Genomic DNA, 23,925 nt, shown 5'->3' with positions numbered 1-23,925 from the left:
CGCCGCCGAGGGCCTGGAGGATCAGGCGCTCACGCATCGTCGTAGACCACCTCGAGCGACACTTTCGGCGCGGCGTTCTTGCCGCGCATGTCCGCGTCCGTGGCGGGCTCCAAAACCACGCCCGCGCCGGTGTCCGAGCCATCAAAAAGGTCAAGCAATCCATCTTGGGTGAGGGGCTGCGGGCGCACCGGCGGGGCCTCGGCAACGTTGAGACCCAGCTCGGCGAACAAGGCGCCCCACTGGCTCTCGGCGGTGCCGACGATCTGATAATTGGCGGATTTCTTGCGGAGGTCGTCGTCCTGCGGAATGGACGCGAGAACGGGGATGTCCACGGCCTTGGCAAAGGCTTGCGCCTCGCCCGATCCATCATCCTTGTTGATGACGAGACCGGCCACGCCGACATTGCCACCGAGCTTGCGGAAATACTCCACCGCCGAGCAGACGTTGTTGGCCACGTAGAGCGACTGAAGGTCGTTCGAGCCGACGAGGATCACTTTCTGCGCCATGTCGCGCGCGATGGGCAGGCCAAAGCCGCCGCAGACCACGTCGCCCAGGAAATCAAGCAAAACGTAGTCGAAATCCCAATCGTGAAAGCCCAGCTTCTCCAGCGTCTCGAAGCCGTGAATGATACCGCGCCCGCCGCAGCCGCGGCCCACCTCGGGCCCGCCGAGTTCCATGGCGAAAACGCCGCCCCGCTTGAAGCAGACATCGCCAACGGCAACTTCCTCGCCCGCGAGCTTCTTCTTGGTGGAGGTCTCGATGATCGTCGGGCAGGCCTTGCCCCCGAAGAGGAGCGAGGTCGTGTCTGATTTCGGGTCGCAGCCGATGAGCAGCACCCGCTTGCCCTGCTCGGCCATCATGTGGCTCAGGTTCGCGAGCGTGAAGGATTTGCCGATGCCACCCTTGCCGTAGATCGCGATGATCTGCGTCTTCTTGGTGGGCTCGTCGGTGATGACGTCGGCCAGATCCTCGTTCGCTTCTTCGCGGAGGCGGGTCGAGAAGTCCTTGAGATTGGGGACGTCCTTCATGCGATATCGCTCCAGTCGAGGGTCATCTTGAGGCAGGCGGGATCGCTGAACGCGGTTTCGTAAGCCTCTTTAGCGTCCGTTGCGGCGGCGCGATGGGTGATCAGATCGTCGAGGTCGAGCGCGCCGCTGTCGATGAGGCTGCGCACGGCGTCGAGGTCGGCCTTGTCCCATTCCGCCGCCACGCGCAGACGTGCTTCCTTGAGGAAGGCGGAGGGAAAGGCGAATGAAAGCGGCGCGCTGTAGAAGCCCGCGAGCGTGATCTCTCCGCCCTTGGCGAGGCGCGAGATGAACGTGTCGAGAAGCGCGCCCTGCCCGGAGGCATCGTAGATCGCGCGGTAGTCGTGGCGCTCGTCCTTGGCGGGGTCGATGACGTCGTAGTCGCGCGCGCCCCGACGAGAGGGATTGACCTCCCAGACCGTGGGCGCGGGCGCACCGGCGATGATCGTGAGCCGCGCCAGGAGCCGGCCCAGCGTGCCGTGCCCGACGATGAGGTCGGGCAGCGCGGCACCGGGCGCGGCCAGGGCGTGGCGCGCCGTGGCGGCGAGCGCCAGGAGGGCACCTGACGCCCCCATGGTAGAATCGATTTTCACGGCGCGGGCGGCGCGCGTCACCAAACGCTTCGTCGCGCCGCCGAAAAGCCCGAAGGCACCATCGTAGCAATCCGCACCCGGGACAAAGACGGTATCGCCCACGGAAAGGCCCGTGCCGGGGCTGGTTTCGACGACCGCGCCAGTGGCCTCGTAGCCGGGCACGAGCGGGAAGCCTGAGCCCGGGAAGGGCGGCATGTCACCGGAATAGAAGAGCTTTTCAGTGCCGGTCGAGATCGCGGAATGCGCAATCTCGACGACGACGTCCCCCGCTTCCGGGGCCTTGAGGGCCACGGTCTCAAGCCCAAGCCTGCCTGGCTCGGACATAAGAACGGCGGTTGTGTGCACGGGTCGTGCTCCCTTGTCGTCGTGCCGCGCGCTGGCGAGTCGGGACTCGGAGCGGGGGCCTGGCTGTGAGTGTCAGTCTAACCTTACACATCGCTATGTCAATTGAACTGGACAAAGAATTGTCAGGTTCAGCGACGGAATGCGGTCACCAGGGATGTCACGAAGGCGCGCCGCGCGGGCGGCGCCTCGATACGCTCGAATCCGGCCTCGGCGAGAAGCTCCGCGATGCGCGCCTGGGAGCGAGCCTGACCCGTCTCCATGCACAACGTGTAGAACGCGAAATAGACATCCCCCGGAACATGGGGCCGCGCGCCGCCGGTCATGGGCTCGGAGATGACGATGCGACCCCCCTCCGGCAGAGCGGACCGCGCCTTTTCGAGAAGCGCGCGCACCGTTGCATCGTCGTGATCGTAGAGCACGCGGACTAGCGTGATGACGTCGGCACCGGTGGGGAGCGGGTCATCGCGGAAGGAGCCCTGCGTGATCCGCGCCCGCTGCGACAGGCCCGCCGCGCGAAAGCGGCTCTCGGCCCACGGCGCCACGGCGGGAAGATCGAAAAGATGGAGCCGAGGCTCGTGGCACGCCTGCCCCAGCGCCGTCAGGAACGCGCCCGTGCCGCCGCCCACATCGAGCACCTCCCGGGCACCTGAGAGATCCACCATCCGCAGCGTGTCATCCGCCACGAGGCGCTGGGTGTCCGCCATGAGATCGGAGTAGGCGCGCGCCTGTTCGGGATCCTCGGCGGCCCCCGCACCAAAGACATAGGGCCAGAAGCGCGCGAGCTCGGGCGCCGCATCCCCACGCAGGAGCGCGGACGGATCGGCCATGTCGCGGTAGAAGATCGCGTGATGGCGGACCAAGGCCTGCCCGCCAGGGACGGCGAGAAACGCGGCCCCGCGCGTGGTGAGGCGATAGCCCCTGCGACCCTTCGAAACGAGACCGGTGGCGCAGGCGGCATCCATCAGGAGGCGTGCGTTCTTCGCCGGCAGGCCCGGTGCCGCCGCCTCTGCCGCGCATGGCCCATGGCTCAACCGCGTCAGCACGTCCATGTCGACGATGGCAAAGAGCACCTGGGACTTCACGAAGCCCGCCATGAGATCGAAGATCGCCTCGCCCTCCCGTCGCGCCTTGCGGGCGAGGAGGGGATTGCGGGCGGCGAAGCGCTGGAAACGTGGACTTGCCGCGAGCCTGAGGAGCCACGCGCGTGGACCACTCCCAAAGCGACCGGGACCCTCCTCGGGCACGGGAATGCGGCGCGTATCGTTCACGGGACCGCCTCGCTATTCGGCGGCGGTGCGCGCCGCGGCGAAGAGCGGGGTCAGCCGCTCGGCATAGCGGCGCACCATGTCGGCCAGCATCGCCTCGCCAGCGCAGTGCGGGATCGACGCGATGGCCCCGGCGAGCGTGTCATCGAGCTTCGCAATGGCGCCTTTGACGCCGAGCATCGAGACAGCGTTGGGGCGTCCATGCAGGTCATCCTGCCCGGCGGGCTTGCCCAGCGCCGCCTCGTCATAGAGCGCGTCGCGCAGGTCATCGGCGATCTGGAAGCTCTGCCCGATGCGCGCACCGAGCTCTTCCCACGGCTCCGCATCCTGCCCAGCGGCGATGGCTCCCATCTGCGTGGCAGCGATGAAGAGCGCGCCGGTCTTGGCGCGGTGATAGGCATCGAGATCAACCTCGGCCTCACTCTCCCAGCCCTGCCCGGCGCAAATGCCATGGGGCATGCCCGTCCGCTGCGCGAGAGCGACGGTGAGGTGGGCGGCCCGCATGGGATCGTGGGCGGCAGCACGCCCGAGAGTTTCAAATGCCAGCACGATCAGGCTGTCGCCCGTGAGGAGCGCCAGCGGCTCGGAGAATGCGCGATGCACCGAGGCCTTGCCGCGCCGCATATCCGCGTCGTCGAAGCAAGGCATGTCGTCATGGACGAGGGAGGCGCAATGGATGAGCTCGAGCGCCGCCGCAGCGGCATCGGTGATCTCCGGCGCATCATCTCCGCAGGCCATGGCCACGGATGTCAGAATGGTTGGTCGGATCCGTGCCCCGCCGGGTGTCACGGCGTAAGCCAGCGCGGCAGACAGCCGGGCGGGGACAGCACCAGACCCCTGCCCGATCCGGATGGCCGCGGCGATGGCGGCTTCGATTCGCTGTTCCATGCGGCGATCTCCCCGGATCTTTCAGGCGAAGGGGCGCGTCAGCCCAAGCAGACAACGCAACTGTAAATTAAACTGGACACTTTGCTGTCTAAAGTCAACATTGGCCGAGGGAGGTCCGCATGAACGCGCACCAGCGCACCATCATCATTGGCGCCGGTATCGGCGGGCTCGCCGCAGCCCTCAGGCTCCGCGCGCTCGGCCGCCGAGTGATGGTGCTGGAGCGCGCCGCGGAGGTGGGCGGCAAGATGCGCGTCCTGTCCTCCGAGGCGGGCCCCGTGGATACGGGCCCCACGGTTCTCACGATGAAGCCCGTTTTCGACGCGCTTTTTGCCGATATCGGTGAAACGCTCGAAGAGCACATCACGCTCGTGCCCGAGCCGCACCTCGCCCGCCATTGGTGGCGAGACTGCGCGGTGCTCGACCTCTGGCAGGACAGAGCGCGTTCTGCGGAAGAGATCGGCGGCGTCTTCGGCGGGCGCGCGCGCGCCGAGTACGAACGCTTTGCCGAAAAAGCCGCGCGCCTCTTCGCGGCCTTCGACGCCCCCATGATGCAGACGGCGTCCCCGCGCCCGCTCGCGCTGACGGGACGGGTGCTGCAAGACCCCGGCCTGATCCGGGCCATGGCCCCTGCCCGCACGCTTGCGCAAACGCTCGCGCGCGACTTCAGCGATCCCCATCTGCGCCAGCTCTTCGGCCGCTACGCCACCTATGTGGGCGGCTCGCCCTACAAGTCCCCGGCGATCCTGTCGCTCATCTCGCATTCCGAGGCGGCAGGGGTCTGGCGGGTCGATGGGGGCATGCACCAGCTTGCCCTCTCCCTCCGACGGCTGGCCGAGGCCCACGGCGTGACGTTTCGAACCCGTGCGGAGGTCACGCGCGTGGAGGTGCAGGATGGGAGCGTGAGCGCGGTCCACACCCGCGACGGCAGGCACCCGTGCACGGAGGCCGTCTTCAACGGCGATCCTCGCGCCTTGGCCACCGGGCGTCTCGGCCCGTCGGCGGCGAAAGCTCTCGATGCGGCCCCTTTGGAAAAGCGCAGCCTCTCCGCGCGCGTCTGGGCCTTCGCCGCCGCAGCCAAGGGGCCCGAGCTCGTGCACCACAACGTCTTTTTCGCCGCCGATCCGGCCGCGGAGTTCGGCGCGCTGGCGCGGGGCGACATGCCTGAGGACGCGACATTCTACATCTGCGCCGAGGATCGCGGGACAGGGCTCACACCACCGCCGCTCGAGCGCTTCGAGATCATCATGAACGCCGCGCCGCTGGATCCGCGCGCGGACGCCGACTTTCCTGCCGCAAAGGAGATCGACACATGTCGCCAACGGATGCTTCGAACCCTCGCCCAATTCGGGTTGACCTTCGAGAGCTCGCCACCCGACGGCGCGCTGACGACACCCCGGGAATGGGAGGCGCACTTCCCCGGATCGGCAGGATCCCTCTACGGGCAGAGCCCGCATGGGATGATGGCGGCCTTCGCGCGCCCGACAGCGCGGACGAAGCTCCGGGGCCTTTACCTCGTGGGCGGCGGAACCCACCCGGGGGCGGGCGTGCCCATGGCGACCCTCTCCGCAGCGCACGTGGCCGCGGCGATCGCGGAGGACCGAACTTTGACCTCGACGTCCCGCCGAACGGCTATGCATGGTGGTATGTCGACGGCCTGAGCGATTGCGGCACGCGGGCCATTTCCATCATCGGCTTCATCGGCTCGGTTTTCTCGCCATGGTACGCGTGGTCCGGGCGGCGCCACCCGCAAAATCACTGCTGCATCAACGTCGCGACCTACGGCGCAGGCGGGCGCTTCACGATGACCGACAGAGGCGCAAGCGCCCTGCATCTGTCCGCCGATCGCCTCGAGGTGGGACCGAGCTCCATGAGCTGGACGGGTGACGAACTCGTCATCGACATCAACGAGGTGTCGAGCCCGCCCCTGATCTCCCGCGTGCAGGGCCAGGTGCGGGTCAAGCCCGCCGCCATGACCGAGGTGGAGATGCCGCTGACGCCAGACGGCGCCCATGTCTGGCGCCCGTTCGCGCCCACCTCCTCGATCAGCGTGGAGCTCGACGCGCCGGGCTGGCAGTGGCAGGGCCATGGCTACTTCGACGCCAATTTCGGCACACGCGCGCTCGAGCAGGATTTTAGCTTCTGGAGCTGGGGCCGATACCCGCTCGGGGACGGGTCCGCGTGTTTCTACGACGTCGACAGGCTCGACGGCTCGCAACTTGCGACTGCCATCCGCTTTGACGCGGATGGGGGCGCGGAGGTGATGTCGCGCACGCCGCCGCTGACCCGGTTCCGGAGGTCGCTCTGGGCGGTGAAACGCGAGACCCGCACCGATGAAGGCTATCTCCCGCACCAGGTCCAGAACATGCTCGACGCGCCATTCTATTCCCGGAGCGCGGTGCGCACGCGGATCGAGGGCGAGGAGACGGTGGGCGTCCATGAAGCGCTCGATCTGAGGCGCTTTCGATCTCCGCTCCTCAAACCGATGCTCGCAGTGCGTGTCCCGAGGCGGGCCAGGTGGCGCTGAAACGCCCCTTCGAAACGGCTTGAGCGGCTTCAGCTCTGCGGGGCGGGCGTCGCCTCGTTGTTCCTCCAGATCCACCAATTGAGGGCACCGGCATAGCTCACCCAAACGATGTAGGGGGCCATGAGGAGGCCCGCGATCCAGTCGAGCCGCGCGAAGGAGATGCATGTCGCCACCACCGCGAGCCAGAGGAAGACCAGCGCAACCATGGCGGGGCCCAGCTTCTTCAGGCCAAAGAAGATGGGCGACCATAGCGTGTTGAGGGCGATCTGAAGCGCCCAGAAGGCTGTGGCCAGCGCTGCGCCTTCAAGGCCGGCCACGCGCGCGGCGGCCACGGCCGAGGCGATGTAGAGCGCGCTCCACGCCAGGGGAAAGAGCCAAGGCGGCGGGGTCCAACCGGGCTTCTTGAGCTCTTCGAAATACCACTTGTCCGGCGGAAACAGGCTCCCCGTGGCCGCGGCTGCGCAACAGGCGGCGAGGTAGACGAGAAAGACTGTCAGCTCCATCACGGGGCTCCCTTCTGGCTTGGGCCAGAGCTAGGGCACTATTCTCCGGGCGCCAGCGGACGCAGGTCGCGCGCGCGGAGCTCGGCAAGGACATCGAGCACAGCCGAAGCCCGCCCCGGCGCAGGGCGCCGGGTGGCTGCGGCCTCCACGAGAAAGGCCACCTCCGGCAAGGGTCGGGCATAGAGCGTGGCCGGCTGCGGCAGCAGAACCGTGCCCGCCGTCTGCACGAGGGCCCGCCCGAGCCAGCCGAGCTTTTGCACCCGCGAGGTCACCGCGCGGCGGGACACGGCGTCGTAGCCGTTTCGCCGGACCTCGCCACCGATCCCGGCATAGACATGCCGCGCCGCGCTGATCCCGGGGCGGGCTGCGAAGGGCAGCCGCGGCATGCCCGCCTCGGAGCGGCGATAGAGCTTGTCGGCCTCGTGGAGCAGGCGCCGCGTCATGCGGCGTATTTCGGGCGTGGGCAGCGGATCCCGGAGCCAGGCTTCGGCATCGAGGCCAGCCTCGACGAACCAGTCTCGCGGCAGATAGATCCGCCCCATGCGGGCGTCCTCCCCGACGTCACGCGCAATGTTGGTGAGCTGCATGGCGACGCCGAGATCGCAGGCGCGGGCGAGCGCGTCGGGATCCCTCACGCCCATGAGCACGGCCATCATCGCACCCACGGCCGAGGCCACGCGGGCCGAGTAGGAGATGACCCCGCTGAGGGTCTGGTACTCGCGCCCCAACGCGTCCCATGCAAGGCCTTCCAGCAGCGCCTCGGGCAGCGCCCGCGGCATCTGGTGGGTCTCGATCATGGCGGCAAAGGCGCGATCGGTCGGCGTGTTGCGCGGCCGCCCAGCATAGGCGCGGTCGAGGCGTTCTTCGAGCGTCAGGACAGCGGCCCGCTCGTCATCGCCCAGATCCACCGCGTCATCGGCCAAGCGGCAAAACGCATATAGCGCCAGAGCCGGGTCCCGAACGCGGGCAGGCAAAAGCAGCGAGGCGGTGTGGAAGGATAGCGATCCGTGGCGGATGGCCTCCTTGCAGTGGGCGAGGTCGTCCGGCGCGATCATTCGGCGGCCACCTTCATCTCCTGGACCGGGCGCTCCGCGTCGGGGATCAGCCGATCAAGGACCTCGGCGCTCGACACCACGCCAGGCACGCCCGCGCCCGGATGCGTGCCCGCGCCCGTGAGGTAGAGGCCCGGGATACGGGTGACGTTGTGCGGCCGGAACCAGGCGGATTGAAGGATGCGCGGCTCGAGGCTGAAACCCGCACCAAACGGTGACCTGTAACGGTCACGGAAGGTTTCGGGCGTGAAGACGACTTCCTCGGTCATGTGGTCGCGGAAGCCGGGGATCGTGTCGTTGAGCACGCGCGCTACCTTGCGCTTGTAGGCCGCGCCCTCCTCCGACCAGTTCACACCGCCATGCCCCAGATGCGGGACCGGCGAGAGCGCGTAGAACGTATCTCCGCCCGCGGGCGCGACAGTCGGATCCGTCACAGAGGGCCTGTGGAGGTAGAGGCTCATGTCGTCGGCGAGCTTGCCCTTGATGAAGATGTCACGGAGCAGGCCCTCGTAGCGCGGCCCGGAGAGGATCGTGTGATGTCCGACATCCCGCCACAGGTCACGCGTTCCCTCGGTTCCGAAATACCAGACAAAGAGCGACATCGACCACCGCCGCCCCTTGCCGGCGCGGCTCCATCCGCGCCTCGGGTGATTGCGCAGGAGCTTGTGAAAGGTGTGCCCGGCATCGGCATTGGAGACGACGACGGGGGCACGCCAGACATGGCCATCCACGCGGACGCCTGTGGCCCGTCCACCCTCGACCACGATCTCATCGACATCGGTGCCGAGGCGGATCTCGCCGCCCTGATCCTCGATCACCCGCGCCATGGCATCGGCGATCGCCTGCACGCCGCCCATGGCGTAGTGCACGCCGAATTCCTTCTCGAGATGACTGACGAGCGCGTACATCGACGTCACGTGCATCGGGTCACCCCCGATGAAAAGCGGATGAAAGGAGAGCGCCATGCGCAGCCGCTCGTCCGACACGCGCTTTTGCGCGAGTTTCAGGATGGATTGGTCGGCCCGGAGCAGGCCGAAAGTCGGCAGCACCTTGAGCGTATCCCAGAGCCGGTGCATGGGTTTGGCCACCATGCCCTCGAACCCAACGACATACCGGCGGCGGGCATCCTCGAGGAAACGCCTGTAGCCCGGCACATCCGCCGGACTGAGCCGCGCGATCTCGGTCTCCATGATCTTCGTGTCGCCCGTGGCGTAGAAATTCGCCCCGTCAGGCCACCGGATCTCGTAGAACGGATCGAGCGGGATGAGCTTCACATCGGCGTGGAAGTCACGCCCGCAGGCGGCCCAGAGCTTTTCATAGACTTGCGGGACGGTGACGATCGTGGGGCCGAGATCGAAGCGGTGCCCGCCCTTGGTGATCGACGAGCCGCGCCCGCCCACCCGGTCGAGCCGGTCGATGACGGTGACGGCATAGCCCTTCGCGCCGAGGCGCATGGCCGCGGCGAGCCCGCCGAGCCCGGCGCCGATCACGATCGCCTTGGTTGGGTCTGTCATTGCAGCGTCCTGACTGTCAGCCTTGATTTACATCTATCGCAAGAAATTCCGGGCTTGTCTTCACATATTTGCGCGAATGTGTAAGGGTAAGCTGACACACATGGGAATCCGCATGCCCCAAACCGTCTCACTCTCCTTCTTCCGCTTCGCGGGGGTAGGACCGAAAGCCTGGGCCTTCGCAATGATGGGGGTTTCACGGCTGCTTTTGCCCCGTGTTCCGGATGTGGGCTTCTGGAAGCTCTGCGGCTCGGGCACGGGCGAGGGATTCACCCCTGTTCCCAACACGGCCGTTTACGCGATCCTGTGCACCTGGCCCGACGCGGATACCGCGAAGGAGCGGGTGGAGGAGGAGACGTTCTTCGCCCGCTATCGCCGCCACGCGCTGGAAAGCTGGACGGTCTACCTCACGCCCACGCAGGCACGCGGGAACTGGTCGGGAAAGCAGCCTTTCGAGCCCACTAATCACCCGCCCCTCGATGACCCGCCATACGATGACCCGCCCCGGGGCTCCGGCGGTTCGGATGGCGAAGGCGGCCCAGAGGGTCCCGGCCCGGGCGGAGGCAGGCCCCTTGCCGCCCTGACCCGCGCGACGCTTAAGCCGCGAAACGCTCTCAAGTTTTGGAAGCAGGTGCCCGACATCTCCGAACGCATCGGGCTCGATCAGAATGTGGCCTTCAAGATCGGCATCGGCGAGGTGCCCTGGATGCAGCAAGTGACCTTCTCGATCTGGCCATCTCCCGAGGCCATGGCCGATTTCGCCCGGAAGGACGGGCCACATGCCCGCGCGATCCGAGCCGTGCGCGACGGGGGCTGGTTCCGCGAGGAGCTTTACGCCCGTTTCGCTGTGACTGGCGAACACGGCGCCTGGGAGGGCCGCAGCCCACTCGACAAGTTCAAGGACCGAGCGCCATGACCGCCTTCCCCTTTTCGGCCATCGTTGGCCAGGACGAGATGAAGCAAGCGATGGTCCTCACGGCCATCGACCCGTCCATCGGGGGCGTCCTCGTCTTCGGCGATCGCGGCACGGGCAAGTCCACGGCCGTGCGCGGGCTGGCCGCGCTCCTGCCGCCGATCACCGCCGTGCCGGGCTGCCCCGTGAATTCAGCGACCCATGCGGACTGCCCGGACTGGGCGAACGTGGCGGATGCCGCGCCCGTGGAGATGCCCACCCCCGTGATTGACCTGCCACTCGGTGCCACGGAGGACCGCGTCACCGGCGCGCTCGACATCGAAAAGGCGCTCACCCAGGGCACCAAGGCCTTCCAGGCCGGGCTCCTCGCACGCGCCAACCGCGGGTATCTCTACATCGACGAGGTCAATCTCCTAGAGGATCACATCGTTGACCTGCTGCTCGACGTGGCACAATCGGGCGAGAATGTCGTGGAGCGCGAGGGGCTTTCGATCCGGCACCCGGCACGCTTAGTGCTGGTGGGCTCCGGCAATCCGGAGGAAGGGGAGCTGAGACCGCAGCTGCTGGACCGCTTCGGGCTCAGCGTGGACGTGAAATCGCCCACGGATATCGAGACCCGCATCGAGGTCATATCGCGGCGTGACGCGTTCGAACGCGACAGGGTGGGCTTCCTGCGTGACTGGTCCGGCGAAGACGCCAAGATCCGCGATCAGATCCTCGCCGCCCGCAAGCTTCTGCCCAAGGTCGTCACCCCACCGCGCATCCTCGAGCGATGCGCCGAGCTCTGCCTCGCCCTCGGCTCCGACGGGCTCCGGGGGGAACTGACGCTGCTCAAGGCCGGCCGCGCGCTCGCGGCGTTCCGCGGCAAGCGCACCATGACCCAAGGCCACATCGCCGCCATCGCCGCCCCCGCCCTGCGTCACCGCCTGCGCCGTGACCCGCTGGACGAGGCCGGATCCGGCACGCGGGTGACCCGCGTGGTCGAAGAGGTGATGGGGGCGTGAGCGAGGCCTCGCAGCGCTGGCAGCGCGCGCTGCTCGCGCTGAAGCTTCTGGCGCTGGAGCCGCGCCTCGGCGGCGTTTGTCTCCGGGCCCGCACCGGACCGGTGCGAGACCGCTGGATGGACGGGCTCGCGCGTCTGTCCGTGCCGCAGCGCAAGGTGCCCATCAATGTCACCCATGAACAGCTCGACGGCGGGCTCGATCTGGCGGCCACCTTGAGCTCTGGCCGCGAGGTGCGCAGCCGGGGCGTTCTCGCCGAGCCCTGTCTCCTGATCGTACCCATGGCCGAGCGGCTCGAGGCAGGGATCGCCGCGCGCCTGTCGCAGGCCCTCGATACCGGGCACCGGATGGTGGCCCTCGATGAAGGCGCCGCAGAGGATGAACGCGTCACGCGGACGGTGACGGACCGGCTCGCCTTCCACCTCGATCTCGATGGCATCGCCTGCGGCGACGCGCTCGTGGGCTTCGGCACCCTGCCGGAGGCCGCTGAGGTCTCGTCCACGGAGGCGGACATCGTCGCCATCACGAGCCTCGCCGAAAGCCTCGGCGTTGCCTCCGCGCGCGCCGCGCTTTTTTGCCTGTGGGCTGCCCAGGCCCATGCCGCACTTCACCGTCGCCGTGAGGTGACGCCGGAAGATATCGAGATGGCGGCAATTCTCACCCTCGCGCCCCGCGCCACGCGCCTGCCCGAGCCTGCCGACAACGCACCCGAGCCTCCAGCGCCCGATGAAGAGCAGGAGCAGGAGCGCCGAGACCCCGAAGATCAGGGCGACGCCATCCCGCAGGAGATCCTGCTCGAGGCCGTGCGCGCCGCCCTTCCAGCCGACATCCTGACCCAGATCGCCCAACGCCGCGCGCGGCGGGGTGCTGCGGGCGCGGGCAAGGGTGCAAAGCGCACGGGCAACCGCCGGGGCCGCCCCCTCGCGCCGAAGGCAGCGCCCTACGATGGGCGTACCCGGCTCGATATCGTGGCCACCCTCCGCGCCGCTGCGCCCTGGCAGGCGCTCAGGCGACAGACCGGCGCGGAAAAGGCCATCGAGATCCGCGGCAGCGACTTCCGCATGAAGCGCTTCGAGGAGAAGTCCGACACGCTCCTCGTATTCGTCATGGACGCCTCGGGCTCCGCGGCCCTCGCGCGGCTGGCGGAGGCCAAGGGCGCCATCGAGATCCTCCTGAGCGAGGCCTATGCGCGACGCGATCACGTCTCGCTCGTGAGCTTTCGCGGCACGCAGGCCGAGGTCCTCCTGCCGCCCACGCGCTCCCTCGTCCAGACGAAGCGCCGCTTGGGCGCGCTGCCCGGCGGGGGCGGCACGCCGCTCGCCGCGGGGCTCCATGCGGCCACCGAGATCGCGCTGCAGGGCAGGGCCAAGGGCATGACGCCGACGCTCATCCTTCTGACCGATGGACGCGCCAACGTCGCGCTCGATGGCGAGGCTGACCGCACGCGCGCAGGGCAGGACGCGCTCCGCCAGGCCCGCGTGATCCTCTCACATGGCCTCGAGGCCCTCGTGATCGACACCGGCAAGCGGCCCGAGCGCAGCCTCCGCACCCTCGCGGAAACGATGGATGCCACGTATCTCCCGCTGCCCCGCGCCAACGCGGAGCGGGTGAGCGACGCGGTCTCCACGCTCGTCGCCTGACCGCGCGGGCGATGGACTGGGAGCGGTACAAGGCGGTCTGGCCCCACGCCGCGCACAGCAGCTTCATTCCCGCCGGAAATGCGGGCGGTCGCTGGCACGTGCAGATCATGGGCGACGGGCCGGATCTCCTCTTTCTCCACGGCGCGGGCGGCGCAACGCAGAGCTGGCGCGGCCTCCTGCCCCTTCTCGCCGCTGACCACCGCTGCATTGCTGTCGATCTGCCGGGCCAGGGCTTCTCGCGGCCGAAGCTGGCCGGCCGCTATGGGATCGACCCCATGGCCCGCGACATCGCCGCGCTCGCAGAGCGCGAGGGCTGGTCTCCCGTGGCCCTCATCGGCCACTCAGCCGGCGGCGCCTTGGCGCTTCGCCTCGCCGAGACAGGGCTCTGCGACCGCGTCATCGGGGTCAACGCGGCCCTCGGAAAGTTCGAGGGTGTGGCAGGCTGGGCCTTCCCGCTCGCTGCCCAGCTTATGTCGCTCAATCCCTTCACGGCCATGATGGTCTCGAGCGCCGCGGCCAATGCGGGCTCGATCGGGCGCTTTCTCGACGCGACGGGCTCCACCCTCGATGACGAGGGGCGCGCGCTCTACCAGGCGCTTGTCAGCGATCCCCGGCATGTCGACGGGACCCTGCGCATGATGGCCGCGTGGAACCTGACACCGCTCATCGCCCGCTTCCCTCGAAACGCGGCGAAGGTGATCCTCCTCGTGGGGACCGGCGACACCACCGTGCCTCCAGGCGTCTCGCGAAAGGCGGCGGCCCGGCTACAGAATGCCCGCATCATAGAACTGGACGGCCTCGGGCACCTGGCCCATGAAGAAGATCCTGCCCTCGTCGCCCGTCATGTACGCGACAGCTTGAAGGCCGCGTAGGCCGTACCCACCCCGGCGATACTGATGACAAGGAGCGTGACGAGAAGTGTCGTCGCGGGCGCCCCACCTTCGAGGAGTCGCGCGGAGATCGCCGTGAAGAGCGCGCCAAAGGCCAGGACCAGGGCGCCGGAGAGGCCCGCCGCGCTGCCTGCAAGCTTCGGATCCACGGACATGAGCCCGGCATGGGCAGACGGGTTGGCGATCCCGTTTCCAAATCCCACGAGTGCCATGAGGCCAAAGAAGGTGAGCGGATTGAAGAACCCGGCCGCGAGGAGCGCGAGGTTGAGCGTGATCGCGGCCAGCTGGATCACGCGGCCCACCAGCACCATCCGCCCGAGCCCCACGCGCTCGGCAACGCGGCCGGACACACCGTTGCCCACGAAAAAGCCCATCGTGATGATGCCGATGGCGAGGCCAAGCTGCGCGGAATTGATCTCCAGCACGCGCTCCGCCACGAGCGGCGCGCCCGAAATGAATACGAAGAAGCACCCGACGCCGGTTATAATCACCCCTGAAAATGACCAGAAGACCGGCGAGGTCACAAGCGCCGGGTAGGACCGGAACTGAGCGGAGAAGCTGGCGGAGCGCGCAAAGTTCGTCTCCCTCCAGGAAAGCCCGACGAGGCCCGTGAGTATGGCCCCGGCCCCCGCCAAGGCCCAGAAGATCGACCGCCATCCAAAGGCCTCATCGAGAACGCCCCCGATCATCGGACCGACCATCGGACCGATGGCCATACCCATGGCCACCCATGAAATGCGACGGGCCGCGGCGCGTGGTTCCTCGGTGTCGCGCACCGCGGCGAGCGCCATGGTGGAGCCCGCGATGACGACGCCTTGCAGGAGCCGCGCCGTCAAGAAGACGGCAAAGCTCTCCGCCACGGCGCAGATGACCGAAAGCACGGTGAAGGCGGCCACGGCAAAGAGCACGATGGGCCTACGCCCCACGCGGTCCGATACCGGCCCGAGCAAGAGCTGAAGCCCCGCCGTCACGGCGAGGTATCCCGAGATCGCCCAGCTGGCCGTGGCGTAGCTCACCCCGAAATCGCGCGCGATCACGGCCAGGGCGGGCAGAAACATGTTGAGTGAAAGCACCGAGAGCCCCGAGACAGCCATGAGGAGTGCGAGGGACGGCGCGCGCGACACGGTCGAGCGCCCCGCTGCCGCAGGCGCCCCGTCCCCATGTGCATTCTCGCAGCCTGCCCGCGCGCCCATCGGCATTTTCCCAAGTTCTTCCCTGCGTATCTTTCGACCATCAGCCACGGAGGCAAGAACTATGGGACTTCTCGTTGACGGCCAGTGGGTCGACAAATGGTACGACACGAAATCCACCAATGGCGCCTTCAAACGCTCCGAGGCGAAGTTTCGGAATTGGATCACGCCGGACGGCGCACCTGGCCCTTCCGGCACGGGCGGCTACAAGGCCGAGGCCGATCGCTACCACATGTATGTCTCCTATGCCTGCCCTTGGGCCCACCGCGCACTCATCTTTCGCAAGCTGAAGGGCCTCGAAGGCCTCATCTCGGTGGATGCCGTCCACCCCGACATGATGGGCGACGGCTGGACCTTCGAGACCGACGATCACGGTGCCACCGGTGACAGCCTCTTCGGCTACGACTTCGCGCGTCAGGTCTACCAGCGCGCTGCGCCCGACATGACGGGCCGGGTCACCGTGCCGATCCTCTGGGACAAGGAGACAGGCACCATCGTCTCCAACGAATCCTCCGAGATCATCCGGATGTTCAATTCCGCCTTCGACGGGATCACCGGGAACACGCTCGATTTCTGGCCCGCCGACCTCCGCGAGGAGATCGAGCCGGTGAACGCGCGCATCTACGACACGCTCAACAACGGGGTCTACAAATCGGGCTTCGCCACCACGCAGGACGCCTACGACGCCGCCGTGCACCCGCTCTTTGACACGATGGACTGGCTCGATGAGCGCCTCACGGCCCATCGCTACCTCATGGGCGACCGGATCACGGAAGCGGACTGGCGTCTATTTACCACGCTGGTGCGCTTTGACGCGGTCTACCACCTGCATTTCAAGTGCAACAAGCGGCGGCTGATCGATTACCCCGCCCTCTGGGCCTATGCGCGCGAGCTCTACCAATGGCCCGGCGTGGCGGAGACCGTAAACATGGAGCACATCGTGCGCCACTATCACTACAGCCACGAGACGATTAATCCTCACCGGATCATCCCGATCAATCCCGAGATCGACTGGTGGCAGCCCCATGGACGCGGGGTCTTGAAAGCGGCCTGATCCTGTGGCCCTGTCCGCCCATGGCGGGCAGGGATCACGGCGGAGGTATCGATGCTGCGCGGGCGCGCTACGGCGGCGGTCGCGCAGCATGGCTCGATCTCTCCACCGGCATCAATCCGGAGCCCTACCCCGTCACCGTCGCGCCCGAGGCATGGACCAGCCTCCCCGACAGCGGGGCCATGGAACGCCTCCTTGGCGCGGCGCGGGCCTTCTGGACTGTGCCGGAGGACGCAGCCATCGTCGCCGGGGCCGGGGCCTCGGCCCTCATCGCGCAAATCCCCTTCCTCGCCCCGGCTGAGCGTGTCTCGATCCCCGCGCGGACGTATAACGAGCACGCCGCCAGCTTCCGGTACGCGGGCTGGGAGATCGGCGAAAACGCGCCCGCCGCCGTCATCGTGCATCCCAACAATCCCGACGGCGCGCTCTATCCCGCGCCCAACGCGCCGTTCTCGGTCATCGACGAGAGCTTTTGCGACGTCACGCCCGAGGCAAGCCACATCGCAGAAGCCGCGCGACCCGGCCGCATCGTGCTGAAGAGCTTCGGCAAGTTCTGGGGGCTCGCGGGCCTGCGCCTCGGCTTCGCCATCGGCGATCCCGCCTTGATCGACGCCCTCGCCGCGCGGCTGGGGCCCTGGGCCGTTCCCGGGCCCGCGCTCGAGATCGGGGCGCGCGCGCTCGAAGATGAGGCCTGGGCCGCCGCCACGCGCATCCGCCTCGCCAAGGACGCCGCGCGCCTTGATGCGCTTCTTCTGGGCCATGGCGCGCGCGCCATCGGCGGCACGACTCTCTTTCGGCTCTACGACGTCGCCGATGCGGCAGCCGTGCATGACGCCCTCGCGCAACACCACGTTCTCACCCGGGTCTTTCCCTATTCGCGCGCGTGGCTCCGTCTCGGCATGCCCCCCAGCGGGCGTTGGGAGCAACTGGAGCGCGCCCTCGAGACTGCGGGGGGGACGGCGGGCGGGGCGATCCGTGCTGGCACCGCCAGCCGCGGGAGCGCCGTCCCGTCGTCATGATCCTCGCCCTCGCCATGGTCCTCGACGCGATCTTCGGGGAGCCGAAATGGCTCTGGGATCGTATTCCGCATCCGGCCGTCTGGCTCGGGCGCGTCATCGGCTGGGCAGATCAGCGCTTCAATCACGGCTCCGCGCGCAAGGCCAAGGGGGCCGTCCTCGTGATCGCGCTTCTTCTGATGTCCCTCCTCGCCGGGAGCCTCATCGCGGCCCTCGGATGGCCCATCGAGGCGCTCGCCGCGGCCGTCCTCCTCGCCCAGCGCTCCCTTGCGGATCACGTGAGCGCGGTGGCCATGGCCCTCCGCGACAGCCTCGCAAGCGGACGCCGCAGCGTCGCGATGATCGTCGGTAGGGATACGGCCTCCATGGATGCCCCCGCCGTCTCCCGTGCCGCCATCGAAAGCGCCGCTGAAAACCTCTCTGACGGCGTCATCGCGCCCGCCTTCTGGTTTGCGATCGGCGGCCTGCCCGCGATGCTCGCCTACAAGGCCGTCAACACCGCCGACAGCATGGTGGGTTACCTCACCCCGAAACATGCCGCGTTTGGCTGGGCCTCCGCGCGTCTCGACGATGCGCTTAACTGGATCCCGGCGCGGCTCACGGCCCTCCTTTTTCTCCTCGCCCACGTGCGCCTGGACGCCTGGCGCGCCGTGCGGGCGGAAGCCCCGCGGCACCGGTCTCCCAATGCGGGTTGGCCGGAAAGCGCGCTGGCCCGGGCGCAGGGGATCTCCCTTTCGGGCCCCCGCGCCTACGACGGCGAACTACGCGCATTTCCCTTCGTGAACCCCGACGGACGCCGAGATCTCGGCCCCCCTGACATCGATGACGCCGTCCGTGCGCTCTGGCGCGTCTGGGCGCTTGCCCTCGCGCTAGTGGTCTTCACGGCGCTCTTCTAGCGGTCTCGGTCCAGTTTCACCGGTCTCCCAAAGCCCCGGCGGCGCGAGCATAGTGCACCATGTCCCCTCGCAGGATGCCACCGCAGCCTTGCTGTGCAGTCGCCGGATCTGCGTCCAAAAGGGACGGTGGGCGGGGCGCCTTTGCCGTCAGGCAAACAGCGTCGTCCCGCCGGCCTCAGGCGACGAGCCGTTCCGCGCCCTCGAGGTCGACAGAGACGAGCTGGCTCACACCCTGCTCCTGCATGGTCACACCGAAGAGCCGGTTCATCCGGCTCATCGTCACCGCATGGTGCGTGATGATGAGAAAGCGCGTCTCGGTGCGGCGCGTCATTTCGTCGAGGAGATCGCAGAAGCGTGTCACGTTGGCGTCGTCGAGGGGGGCATCCACCTCGTCGAGCACGCAGATCGGCGCCGGGTTCGCGAGGAACACGGCAAAGATCAGCGCGAGCGCCGTCAGCGTCTGCTCACCACCGGAGAGGAGCGAGAGCGTCGAGAGCTTCTTGCCTGGCGGCTGACACATGATCTCGAGCCCGGCCTCGAGCGGGTCCTCGCTTTCGACAAGGACGAGCTTTGCCTCGCCCCCGCCGAAGAGATGCGTGAAGAGCACCGAGAAGTTGCGGTTCACCTCGTCAAAAGCCGCCAGCAGCCGCTCCCGACCTTCCTTGTTGAGCGAGGCGATGCCCGCGCGCAGCGTGGAGATTGCCGCCTCGAGGTCCTCTTTCTCGGCAGCGAGCGTGTCTCGCTCGGTTTCCACCTCGCGCGCATCTTCCTCGGCCCGCAGGTTTACCGCGCCTAGCGCATCACGTTGGCGGCGGAGCCGCGCCACGTCGGCCTCGATACGCTCCGCCTCTGGCATCGCGTCCGGATCCGCATCGAGGGAGGCCAGGAGATCCGCCGGCGAGACGGATTGCGCCTCCATGATCCGCTCTGCCGCGGCCTCCAGCGCTTCCTTCGCCGCCTCGTAGCGCGCCTCCGTCCGCGCGCGGCTTTCCCGCGCCGAAGACGCGGCCCGCTCCGACTCGCGCTCGCCATCCACGCACGCGCGCAGCGCGCCTTCGGCCTCGGCAAGGGCATCGGCAGCCGCCTTGCGCCGCGCCTCCGCCGTGTCGATGTCGCTCGCAAGGGCTGCCCGCCGCGCGGCGACCTCCCCGGGCGCGCCGCGCGCCGCGACAAGCTCCGTCTCCGAGGCGGCTTTCCGGGCACCCAGCTCCTCGGCCCGTCCCGTGGCCGTGTCGAGCCTGTGCCGCCAGCCGCTCAGCTCCTTGGTGATCTCCTGTGCGCGCTTCGTGCGCGCCTCCCCGACCCGGCGCAGCTCGTCATGGGAGGTCCTGTGCGCGAGCATGGTCACGCGCGAGGCTTCCACCGTGAGTTTGACGTCTTCGAGCTCGGCCCGCGCCGCCGCGATATCGGGCAGCTCCGCCACCCCGCGCTCGGCCTCGGCGAGCTGTGCCCGCGCGGCGCTTTGCTCGTCGTCCATGCGGGCCACGGCCGTGGTGAGCGTCTCGAGCTTGCCCTCCGTCAGGTTGCGCTCGGCCTCTGCGCGAGAGAGCGCCCGCGCCGCCTCGGCCACGGCACGGTCCGCTTGCCGCCGCGCCTCACGCGCGGCCTTGTCGGCCTCGGTCCTGATCGCGAGCTCGGCGAGGCACGCGTCATGGGCCTCCCGGGCCGCCTGCGCACGCGCTTCCGCCGTCTCTTCTTCCGCCTTCAACGCGGAGAGCCGGTTCATCTGCTCGAGTTTCAGCGCCGCGGCGGAGGGGGCATCCTCGCCTGCCACGACATACCCGTCCCAGCGCCACAGGTCGCCCTCGAGGCTCACCAGACGCTGCCCGGGGGCGAGCGCGGCCTGTAGCCCCGGCGCGTCCTCCGCAGAGACAACGCCCACCTGCGCCATCCGCCGCGCCAGCACATCCGGCAGCGAAACGTGCGCCGCCAGCGCCTCAACACCCACGGGCAGGGCCTGCGGCTGGGCGTAGTCCGGCAAGGCGCGCCAGCCGGATCCCGCGCCTTCGGTCCTTGGTGCCTTCAGATCGTCGGCAAGCGCCGCGCCCAGCGCCTTTTCGTAGCCGGACGTCACGGCCAATTCATCGAGGATCTGTGTTCCTCCTGTCTCGTCCCTCGCAAGGAGACGAGAGAGGGCCTGCACCTCAGCGCGCAGCGCGCTGGCCTCGCCCTCCGCTTCCGAGCGCGCAGAGCGCGCTTCCGCCTCCTGCCCCTGGGAGGCGGCCCGGGCCGCTTCGGCCGCTGCAAGCGCCTGCTCGGCGGCCTCGGCCCCCGCCTGCGCCTCGCCCTCGGCACGCGCCGCCTGTTCAAAGGCCACGCGCGCCCCGTCGAGGGTTTCCCGCGCGGCGTCGGCGGCGGCGGATGTCTCTTTGGCCCGCGCACCAATGCGCTCCACGCCCTTGGCCGCGTCATCGCGAAACCGCACGGCGGACTGATGCCGCGCCGCCAGGCGCGCGACGTCCTCGTTGGCCGTCGAGAGCGCGGCCTCCCGCTCCTCCAGAATGGCCGCAGATGCCCGCGCGGCCTCCGCCGCGGCGGCAAGCTCGTCCTCGAAGCCCTCCGCGGCCTTGGCGATCTCGCCCGCTTCCCATTCCAGCCGCTCGATGGTTTCGCCCGCGTCGCGGTTGAGCCCCTCTTCGCGCTCGATATCGTGCCCGAGCTGCGCGATGCGCTTCTCGAGCGTCTCGACCGCCTCGAGGGCGGCGCGCTCCTGCTGGGCCAGCGTGTCCCGCTCGACATTGAGCCTTTGGAGGACAGCGCCTGCGATGGCTTCTTCCTCGCGGGCCGGGGGCACACGCCCCTCGGCGGCCTCCCGCGCCTTCGCCGCGTCGCGCGCCGCGGCCTCGGCCCGGGCGGCCCCGGTCACCTCCGCGCGCAAGGCCGCTTCGGCCTCCGCCCGCGCGAGGTCCGCTTCTTTCCAACGCCGGTATAGGAGCATGCCCTCGGCCACGCGCAGCTCGGCACCGATCTCGCGATAGCGCGCGGCCTGCCGGGCCTGCCGCGCCAGCGAAGCGAGCTGTGCCGTGAGCTGCTCGAGCACGTCGTCCACCCGCATCAGGTTGGCCTCCGCGCCCTTCAGCTTCAGCTCCGCCTCGTGGCGGCGCTGGTAGAGCCCGCTGATGCCTGCCGCTTCTTCAAGCACCCGCCGCCGCGCGCGCGGCTTGGCGTTGATCAGCTCGCTGATCTGGCCTTGCCGCACGAGCGACGGCGAGTGCGAGCCGGTGGAGGCATCGGCAAACAGCATCTGGACGTCCCGCGCCCGAGTATCCTTTCCATTGGCCTTGAAGGCCGACCCGATATCGCGCGTGATGCGTCGCACGATCTCGAGACTGTCGGTATCGTTGAACCCGGACGGCGCGAGGCGGTCCTGGTTGTCGAGGATGAGAGAGACCTCGGCGAAGTTGCGCGCCGGTCGCGTGGCCGCGCCCGCAAAGATCACGTCCTCCATGCCGCCGCCCCGCATGGCCGTGGGGCGGTTCTCTCCCATGACCCAGCGAAGCGCCTCCAGCAGATTGGACTTTCCGCACCCGTTGGGGCCGACAACGCCGGTGAGACCGTCCGCGATCACGAGATCGGTCGGGTCCACGAAGCTTTTGAAGCCGTTCAATCTGAGTTTCGAAAAGCGCATGGAGGCCTCCGATTCCACCTGTCCAGGCATCGTGGGTGCCGCACCCGCGGCATGTCAACATCATCTGCCCGAAGACGCAGGCTTATCCACAACATATGGGGCGAGGACCGACACACATGGCGCTTGACGATCTCCGCCACCAGCGCGACACAGGATGGCGACAGCTGCGGCGCCGCCACCGCGCACCAGCATATCGCAAAAGGCCGACCAGGCCTTTTTCCGCGTTTCAGGAGGTCTGCCATGCCCGCAAAAATCCCCGCCACCGTCGTCACAGGCTTCCTCGGCGCAGGCAAGACGACCCTGATCCGCCATCTCCTGAGCGAGGCACGGGGCCGCCGCATCGCGCTCATCATCAACGAGTTCGGCGATCTCGGCGTGGACGGCGACATTCTCAAAGGCTGCGGAGACGAAACCTGTCGGGACGACGACATCATGGAGCTCTCCAACGGCTGCATCTGCTGCACCGTGGCCGACGATTTCATCCCCACCATGGAAAAGCTCCTGGCCCGCGACACGCCCCCCGATCACATCGTCATCGAGACGTCGGGGCTCGCCCTGCCGCAGCCGCTGGTGCGCGCGTTCAAATGGCCGGGCATCTCCACGAAGGTCACCGTGGACGGCGTCGTCACCGTGGTGGATGGCAAGGCCGTCACCGAGGGCCGCTTCGCCCATGACACAGCCGCCGTCGACGCGCAGCGCGCCGCTGACGCGGGTCTCGACCACGAGACGCCGCTCTCGGAGCTTTTCGAGGACCAGGTCGCCTGCGCGGATATGATCGTCGTCAACAAGGCCGACCTCCTCGCACCCGAAGACGCAGAGAAGCTCGTGGCCACGCTCAAGGCCGAGAGCCGCACCGGTGTGCAGGTCCTCGCGGCCACCAAGGGCGCGCTCCCGGTCGACGTCCTGCTCGGCATGGGCGTCGGTGCCGAGGGCGACCTCGCCGCGCGTCACGAGGTCCATCATCACCACGATCATCACGATCACGATGATCACCACGATGCGCCGGGCGATCATCACCATCACGACCATGAGCATGCGCACGGCCATGACGCGTTCCAAAGCTTCACCGTGGAACTCGGCGAAATCGCGGACCCGGCCGCCTATGCCAGCCAGGTGGCGGAGGTCATCCGCGCCCATGATATCCTGCGCCTAAAGGGCTTTCTCGCCGTCGTGGACAAGCCCATGCGGCTGACGCTCCAGGCCGTTGGCCCGCGCATCGAGACCTATTTCGACCAGCCGCTCGCCGATCGCCGCTCGCGCCTTGTCGTCATCGGCCAGGCGGGGCTCGACCGCGCGACCATCTCGGCGGCCCTCGCCGCGCCCGTCCCGGTCACGGCCTAGGCGGGCCGGGCCCACACCACATCACTGGAGCCATGGAGATCGCCCGCATAGACCCGCTCCACCCCGATGCGCTGCTGCTCATTGCGGGCTCGGAGGCGGAGCAATCGGCGCTCTACCCACCCGAGCACCGCTACGCCTTCTCACCCGAAGAGCTCGCCGCCAGCGACATCCGCTTCTTCCTCGGCCATGCCGGTGCCGGGCCGGCCGCCTGCGGCGGCTACGGGCATTACGGAGAGTATGCGGAGCTAAAGCGCGTCTACGTGGCCCCGGAATATCGCGGGCAGGGCTGGGCCGATGCGCTCATCGCCGCCTGTGAGGCAGGCGCACGTCGCGAAGGCCTCGCCCTCATGCGGCTCGAGACGGGGGAGGCCTCCCCCGCCGCGCTCAAGGTCTACGACCGCCTTGGCTATGCCCGCCGCGGCCCATTCGGCGCCTATGAGGAGAACGGGTCTTCCGTCTTCATGGAGAAGGCGCTGTGACCTATTTCGCCAGCTTGTCCTTCAGCGCATCCACAAGCTTGCCGAGCTGCAGCCCGTTGATGGGCGTCGCCCGATCCTCGGGGTGCCCGCGCATCGTCTTTGGCATTTCGTCATCGACGATCCGGTCGGCCGGATTGGCGGGCTCATCTCTGATATGCGGCGACTTGCTCATGA

The 23,925-nt window shown here is 68.4% G+C and carries 21 protein-coding genes; 11 read left to right on the top strand and 10 right to left on the bottom strand.

The features are described from left to right. Positions 1–29 precede the first annotated feature (29 nt). From AAFM92_13460 to AAFM92_13445, 4 genes are all read right to left on the bottom strand, one after another. A complete protein-coding gene (locus tag AAFM92_13460; GenBank protein ID MEL7301385.1) occupies positions 30–1,028 on the bottom strand; it encodes a chlorophyllide a reductase iron protein subunit X in 999 nt (332 codons plus the stop codon). Continuing rightward, positions 1,025–1,963 (bottom strand): chlorophyll synthesis pathway protein BchC, encoded by a 939-nt coding sequence (gene bchC / locus AAFM92_13455; GenBank protein MEL7301384.1) that lies wholly within the window; start codon positions 1,961–1,963, stop codon positions 1,025–1,027. Before bchC ends, AAFM92_13460 begins: the two co-directional genes overlap by 4 nt. Positions 1,964–2,091: 128 nt before the next feature. Next, on the bottom strand, positions 2,092–3,231 hold the full coding sequence (locus AAFM92_13450) for a methyltransferase (GenBank protein ID MEL7301383.1): 1,140 nt from the start codon (positions 3,229–3,231) through the stop codon (positions 2,092–2,094). A 12-nt stretch (positions 3,232–3,243) separates the two neighbouring features. Then, a complete protein-coding gene (locus AAFM92_13445; protein ID MEL7301382.1) occupies positions 3,244–4,116 on the bottom strand; it encodes a polyprenyl synthetase family protein in 873 nt (290 codons plus the stop codon). 119 nt (positions 4,117–4,235) lie between these two features. Here AAFM92_13445 and crtD point away from each other — a divergent pair, with 119 nt between their 5' ends. Together crtD and AAFM92_13435 are read left to right on the top strand one after the other, a co-directional pair. Then, positions 4,236–5,774: a 1-hydroxycarotenoid 3,4-desaturase CrtD gene (crtD, locus tag AAFM92_13440; protein MEL7301381.1), complete on the top strand. Its 1,539-nt coding sequence runs from the start codon at positions 4,236–4,238 to the stop codon at positions 5,772–5,774. After that, the gene (locus AAFM92_13435; protein ID MEL7301380.1) at positions 5,771–6,640 is read left to right on the top strand and encodes a carotenoid 1,2-hydratase; all 870 of its coding nucleotides are present in this window, start codon (positions 5,771–5,773) and stop codon (positions 6,638–6,640) included. The genes crtD and AAFM92_13435 overlap by 4 nt, the downstream gene beginning before the upstream one ends. 29 nt (positions 6,641–6,669) lie before the next feature. On the opposite strand, the gene AAFM92_13430 is transcribed toward AAFM92_13435, so the two are convergent. From AAFM92_13430 to crtI, 3 genes are read right to left on the bottom strand one after another with little or no spacing between them, the layout of a single operon-like run. Continuing rightward, positions 6,670–7,143, bottom strand: coding sequence for a TspO/MBR family protein (locus AAFM92_13430; GenBank protein MEL7301379.1), 474 nt, complete (start codon positions 7,141–7,143; stop codon positions 6,670–6,672). 38 nt (positions 7,144–7,181) lie between these two features. After that, a complete protein-coding gene (locus AAFM92_13425) occupies positions 7,182–8,198 on the bottom strand; it encodes a phytoene/squalene synthase family protein (protein MEL7301378.1) in 1,017 nt (338 codons plus the stop codon). Beyond that, positions 8,195–9,709, bottom strand: a complete 1,515-nt coding sequence (crtI, locus tag AAFM92_13420; protein MEL7301377.1) for a phytoene desaturase family protein — start codon at positions 9,707–9,709, stop codon at positions 8,195–8,197. Before crtI ends, AAFM92_13425 begins: the two co-directional genes overlap by 4 nt. Before the next feature lie 112 nt (positions 9,710–9,821). Between crtI and AAFM92_13415 the strand changes: the two genes are divergently transcribed. The 4 genes from AAFM92_13415 to bchO are packed head-to-tail and all read left to right on the top strand — an operon-like array spanning position 9,822 to position 14,132. Continuing rightward, the gene (locus tag AAFM92_13415; protein MEL7301376.1) at positions 9,822–10,622 is read left to right on the top strand and encodes a spheroidene monooxygenase; all 801 of its coding nucleotides are present in this window, start codon (positions 9,822–9,824) and stop codon (positions 10,620–10,622) included. Further along, positions 10,619–11,623 (top strand): magnesium chelatase ATPase subunit I, encoded by a 1,005-nt coding sequence (gene bchI / locus AAFM92_13410; protein ID MEL7301375.1) that lies wholly within the window; start codon positions 10,619–10,621, stop codon positions 11,621–11,623. Before AAFM92_13415 ends, bchI begins: the two co-directional genes overlap by 4 nt. After that, positions 11,620–13,260, top strand: coding sequence for a magnesium chelatase subunit D (locus tag AAFM92_13405; GenBank protein MEL7301374.1), 1,641 nt, complete (start codon positions 11,620–11,622; stop codon positions 13,258–13,260). Before bchI ends, AAFM92_13405 begins: the two co-directional genes overlap by 4 nt. An 11-nt stretch (positions 13,261–13,271) precedes the next feature. Then, complete coding sequence (bchO, locus tag AAFM92_13400; protein MEL7301373.1) at positions 13,272–14,132, top strand: alpha/beta fold hydrolase BchO; 861 nt, start codon at positions 13,272–13,274, stop codon at positions 14,130–14,132. Here bchO and AAFM92_13395 read toward each other — a convergent pair. After that, positions 14,102–15,274 (bottom strand): MFS transporter, encoded by a 1,173-nt coding sequence (locus AAFM92_13395; GenBank protein MEL7301372.1) that lies wholly within the window; start codon positions 15,272–15,274, stop codon positions 14,102–14,104. The genes bchO and AAFM92_13395 overlap by 31 nt on opposite strands. Before the next feature lie 130 nt (positions 15,275–15,404). Between AAFM92_13395 and AAFM92_13390 the strand changes: the two genes are divergently transcribed. From AAFM92_13390 to cbiB, 3 genes are read left to right on the top strand one after another with little or no spacing between them, the layout of a single operon-like run. Beyond that, complete coding sequence (locus tag AAFM92_13390; GenBank protein ID MEL7301371.1) at positions 15,405–16,394, top strand: glutathione S-transferase family protein; 990 nt, start codon at positions 15,405–15,407, stop codon at positions 16,392–16,394. A gap of 20 nt (positions 16,395–16,414) precedes the next feature. Next, positions 16,415–17,410 (top strand): aminotransferase class I/II-fold pyridoxal phosphate-dependent enzyme, encoded by a 996-nt coding sequence (locus AAFM92_13385; protein ID MEL7301370.1) that lies wholly within the window; start codon positions 16,415–16,417, stop codon positions 17,408–17,410. Next, positions 17,407–18,303 carry an adenosylcobinamide-phosphate synthase CbiB gene (gene cbiB, locus AAFM92_13380; protein ID MEL7301369.1) on the top strand — a complete coding sequence of 299 codons (897 nt, stop codon included), beginning with the start codon at positions 17,407–17,409 and terminating at the stop codon, positions 18,301–18,303. The genes AAFM92_13385 and cbiB overlap by 4 nt, the downstream gene beginning before the upstream one ends. A 175-nt stretch (positions 18,304–18,478) precedes the next feature. On the opposite strand, the gene smc is transcribed toward cbiB, so the two are convergent. Beyond that, positions 18,479–21,931, bottom strand: coding sequence for a chromosome segregation protein SMC (gene smc, locus AAFM92_13375; protein ID MEL7301368.1), 3,453 nt, complete (start codon positions 21,929–21,931; stop codon positions 18,479–18,481). Between the two features lie 240 nt (positions 21,932–22,171). Between smc and cobW the strand changes: the two genes are divergently transcribed. Beyond that, positions 22,172–23,272 carry a cobalamin biosynthesis protein CobW gene (cobW, locus tag AAFM92_13370; protein ID MEL7301367.1) on the top strand — a complete coding sequence of 367 codons (1,101 nt, stop codon included), beginning with the start codon at positions 22,172–22,174 and terminating at the stop codon, positions 23,270–23,272. 32 nt (positions 23,273–23,304) lie between these two features. Continuing rightward, positions 23,305–23,751, top strand: coding sequence for a GNAT family N-acetyltransferase (locus AAFM92_13365; GenBank protein MEL7301366.1), 447 nt, complete (start codon positions 23,305–23,307; stop codon positions 23,749–23,751). 1 nt (position 23,752) lies between these two features. Here AAFM92_13365 and AAFM92_13360 read toward each other — a convergent pair whose 3' ends face one another. Next, positions 23,753–23,923, bottom strand: a complete 171-nt coding sequence (locus AAFM92_13360) for a hypothetical protein (GenBank protein ID MEL7301365.1) — start codon at positions 23,921–23,923, stop codon at positions 23,753–23,755. Positions 23,924–23,925 lie beyond the last annotated feature (2 nt).

Source organism: Pseudomonadota bacterium (assembly GCA_038533575.1).
Classification (GTDB): Bacteria; Pseudomonadota; Alphaproteobacteria; order Rhodobacterales; family Rhodobacteraceae; genus Shimia_B.
This window is presented reverse-complemented; position numbering and strand designations above follow the sequence as displayed.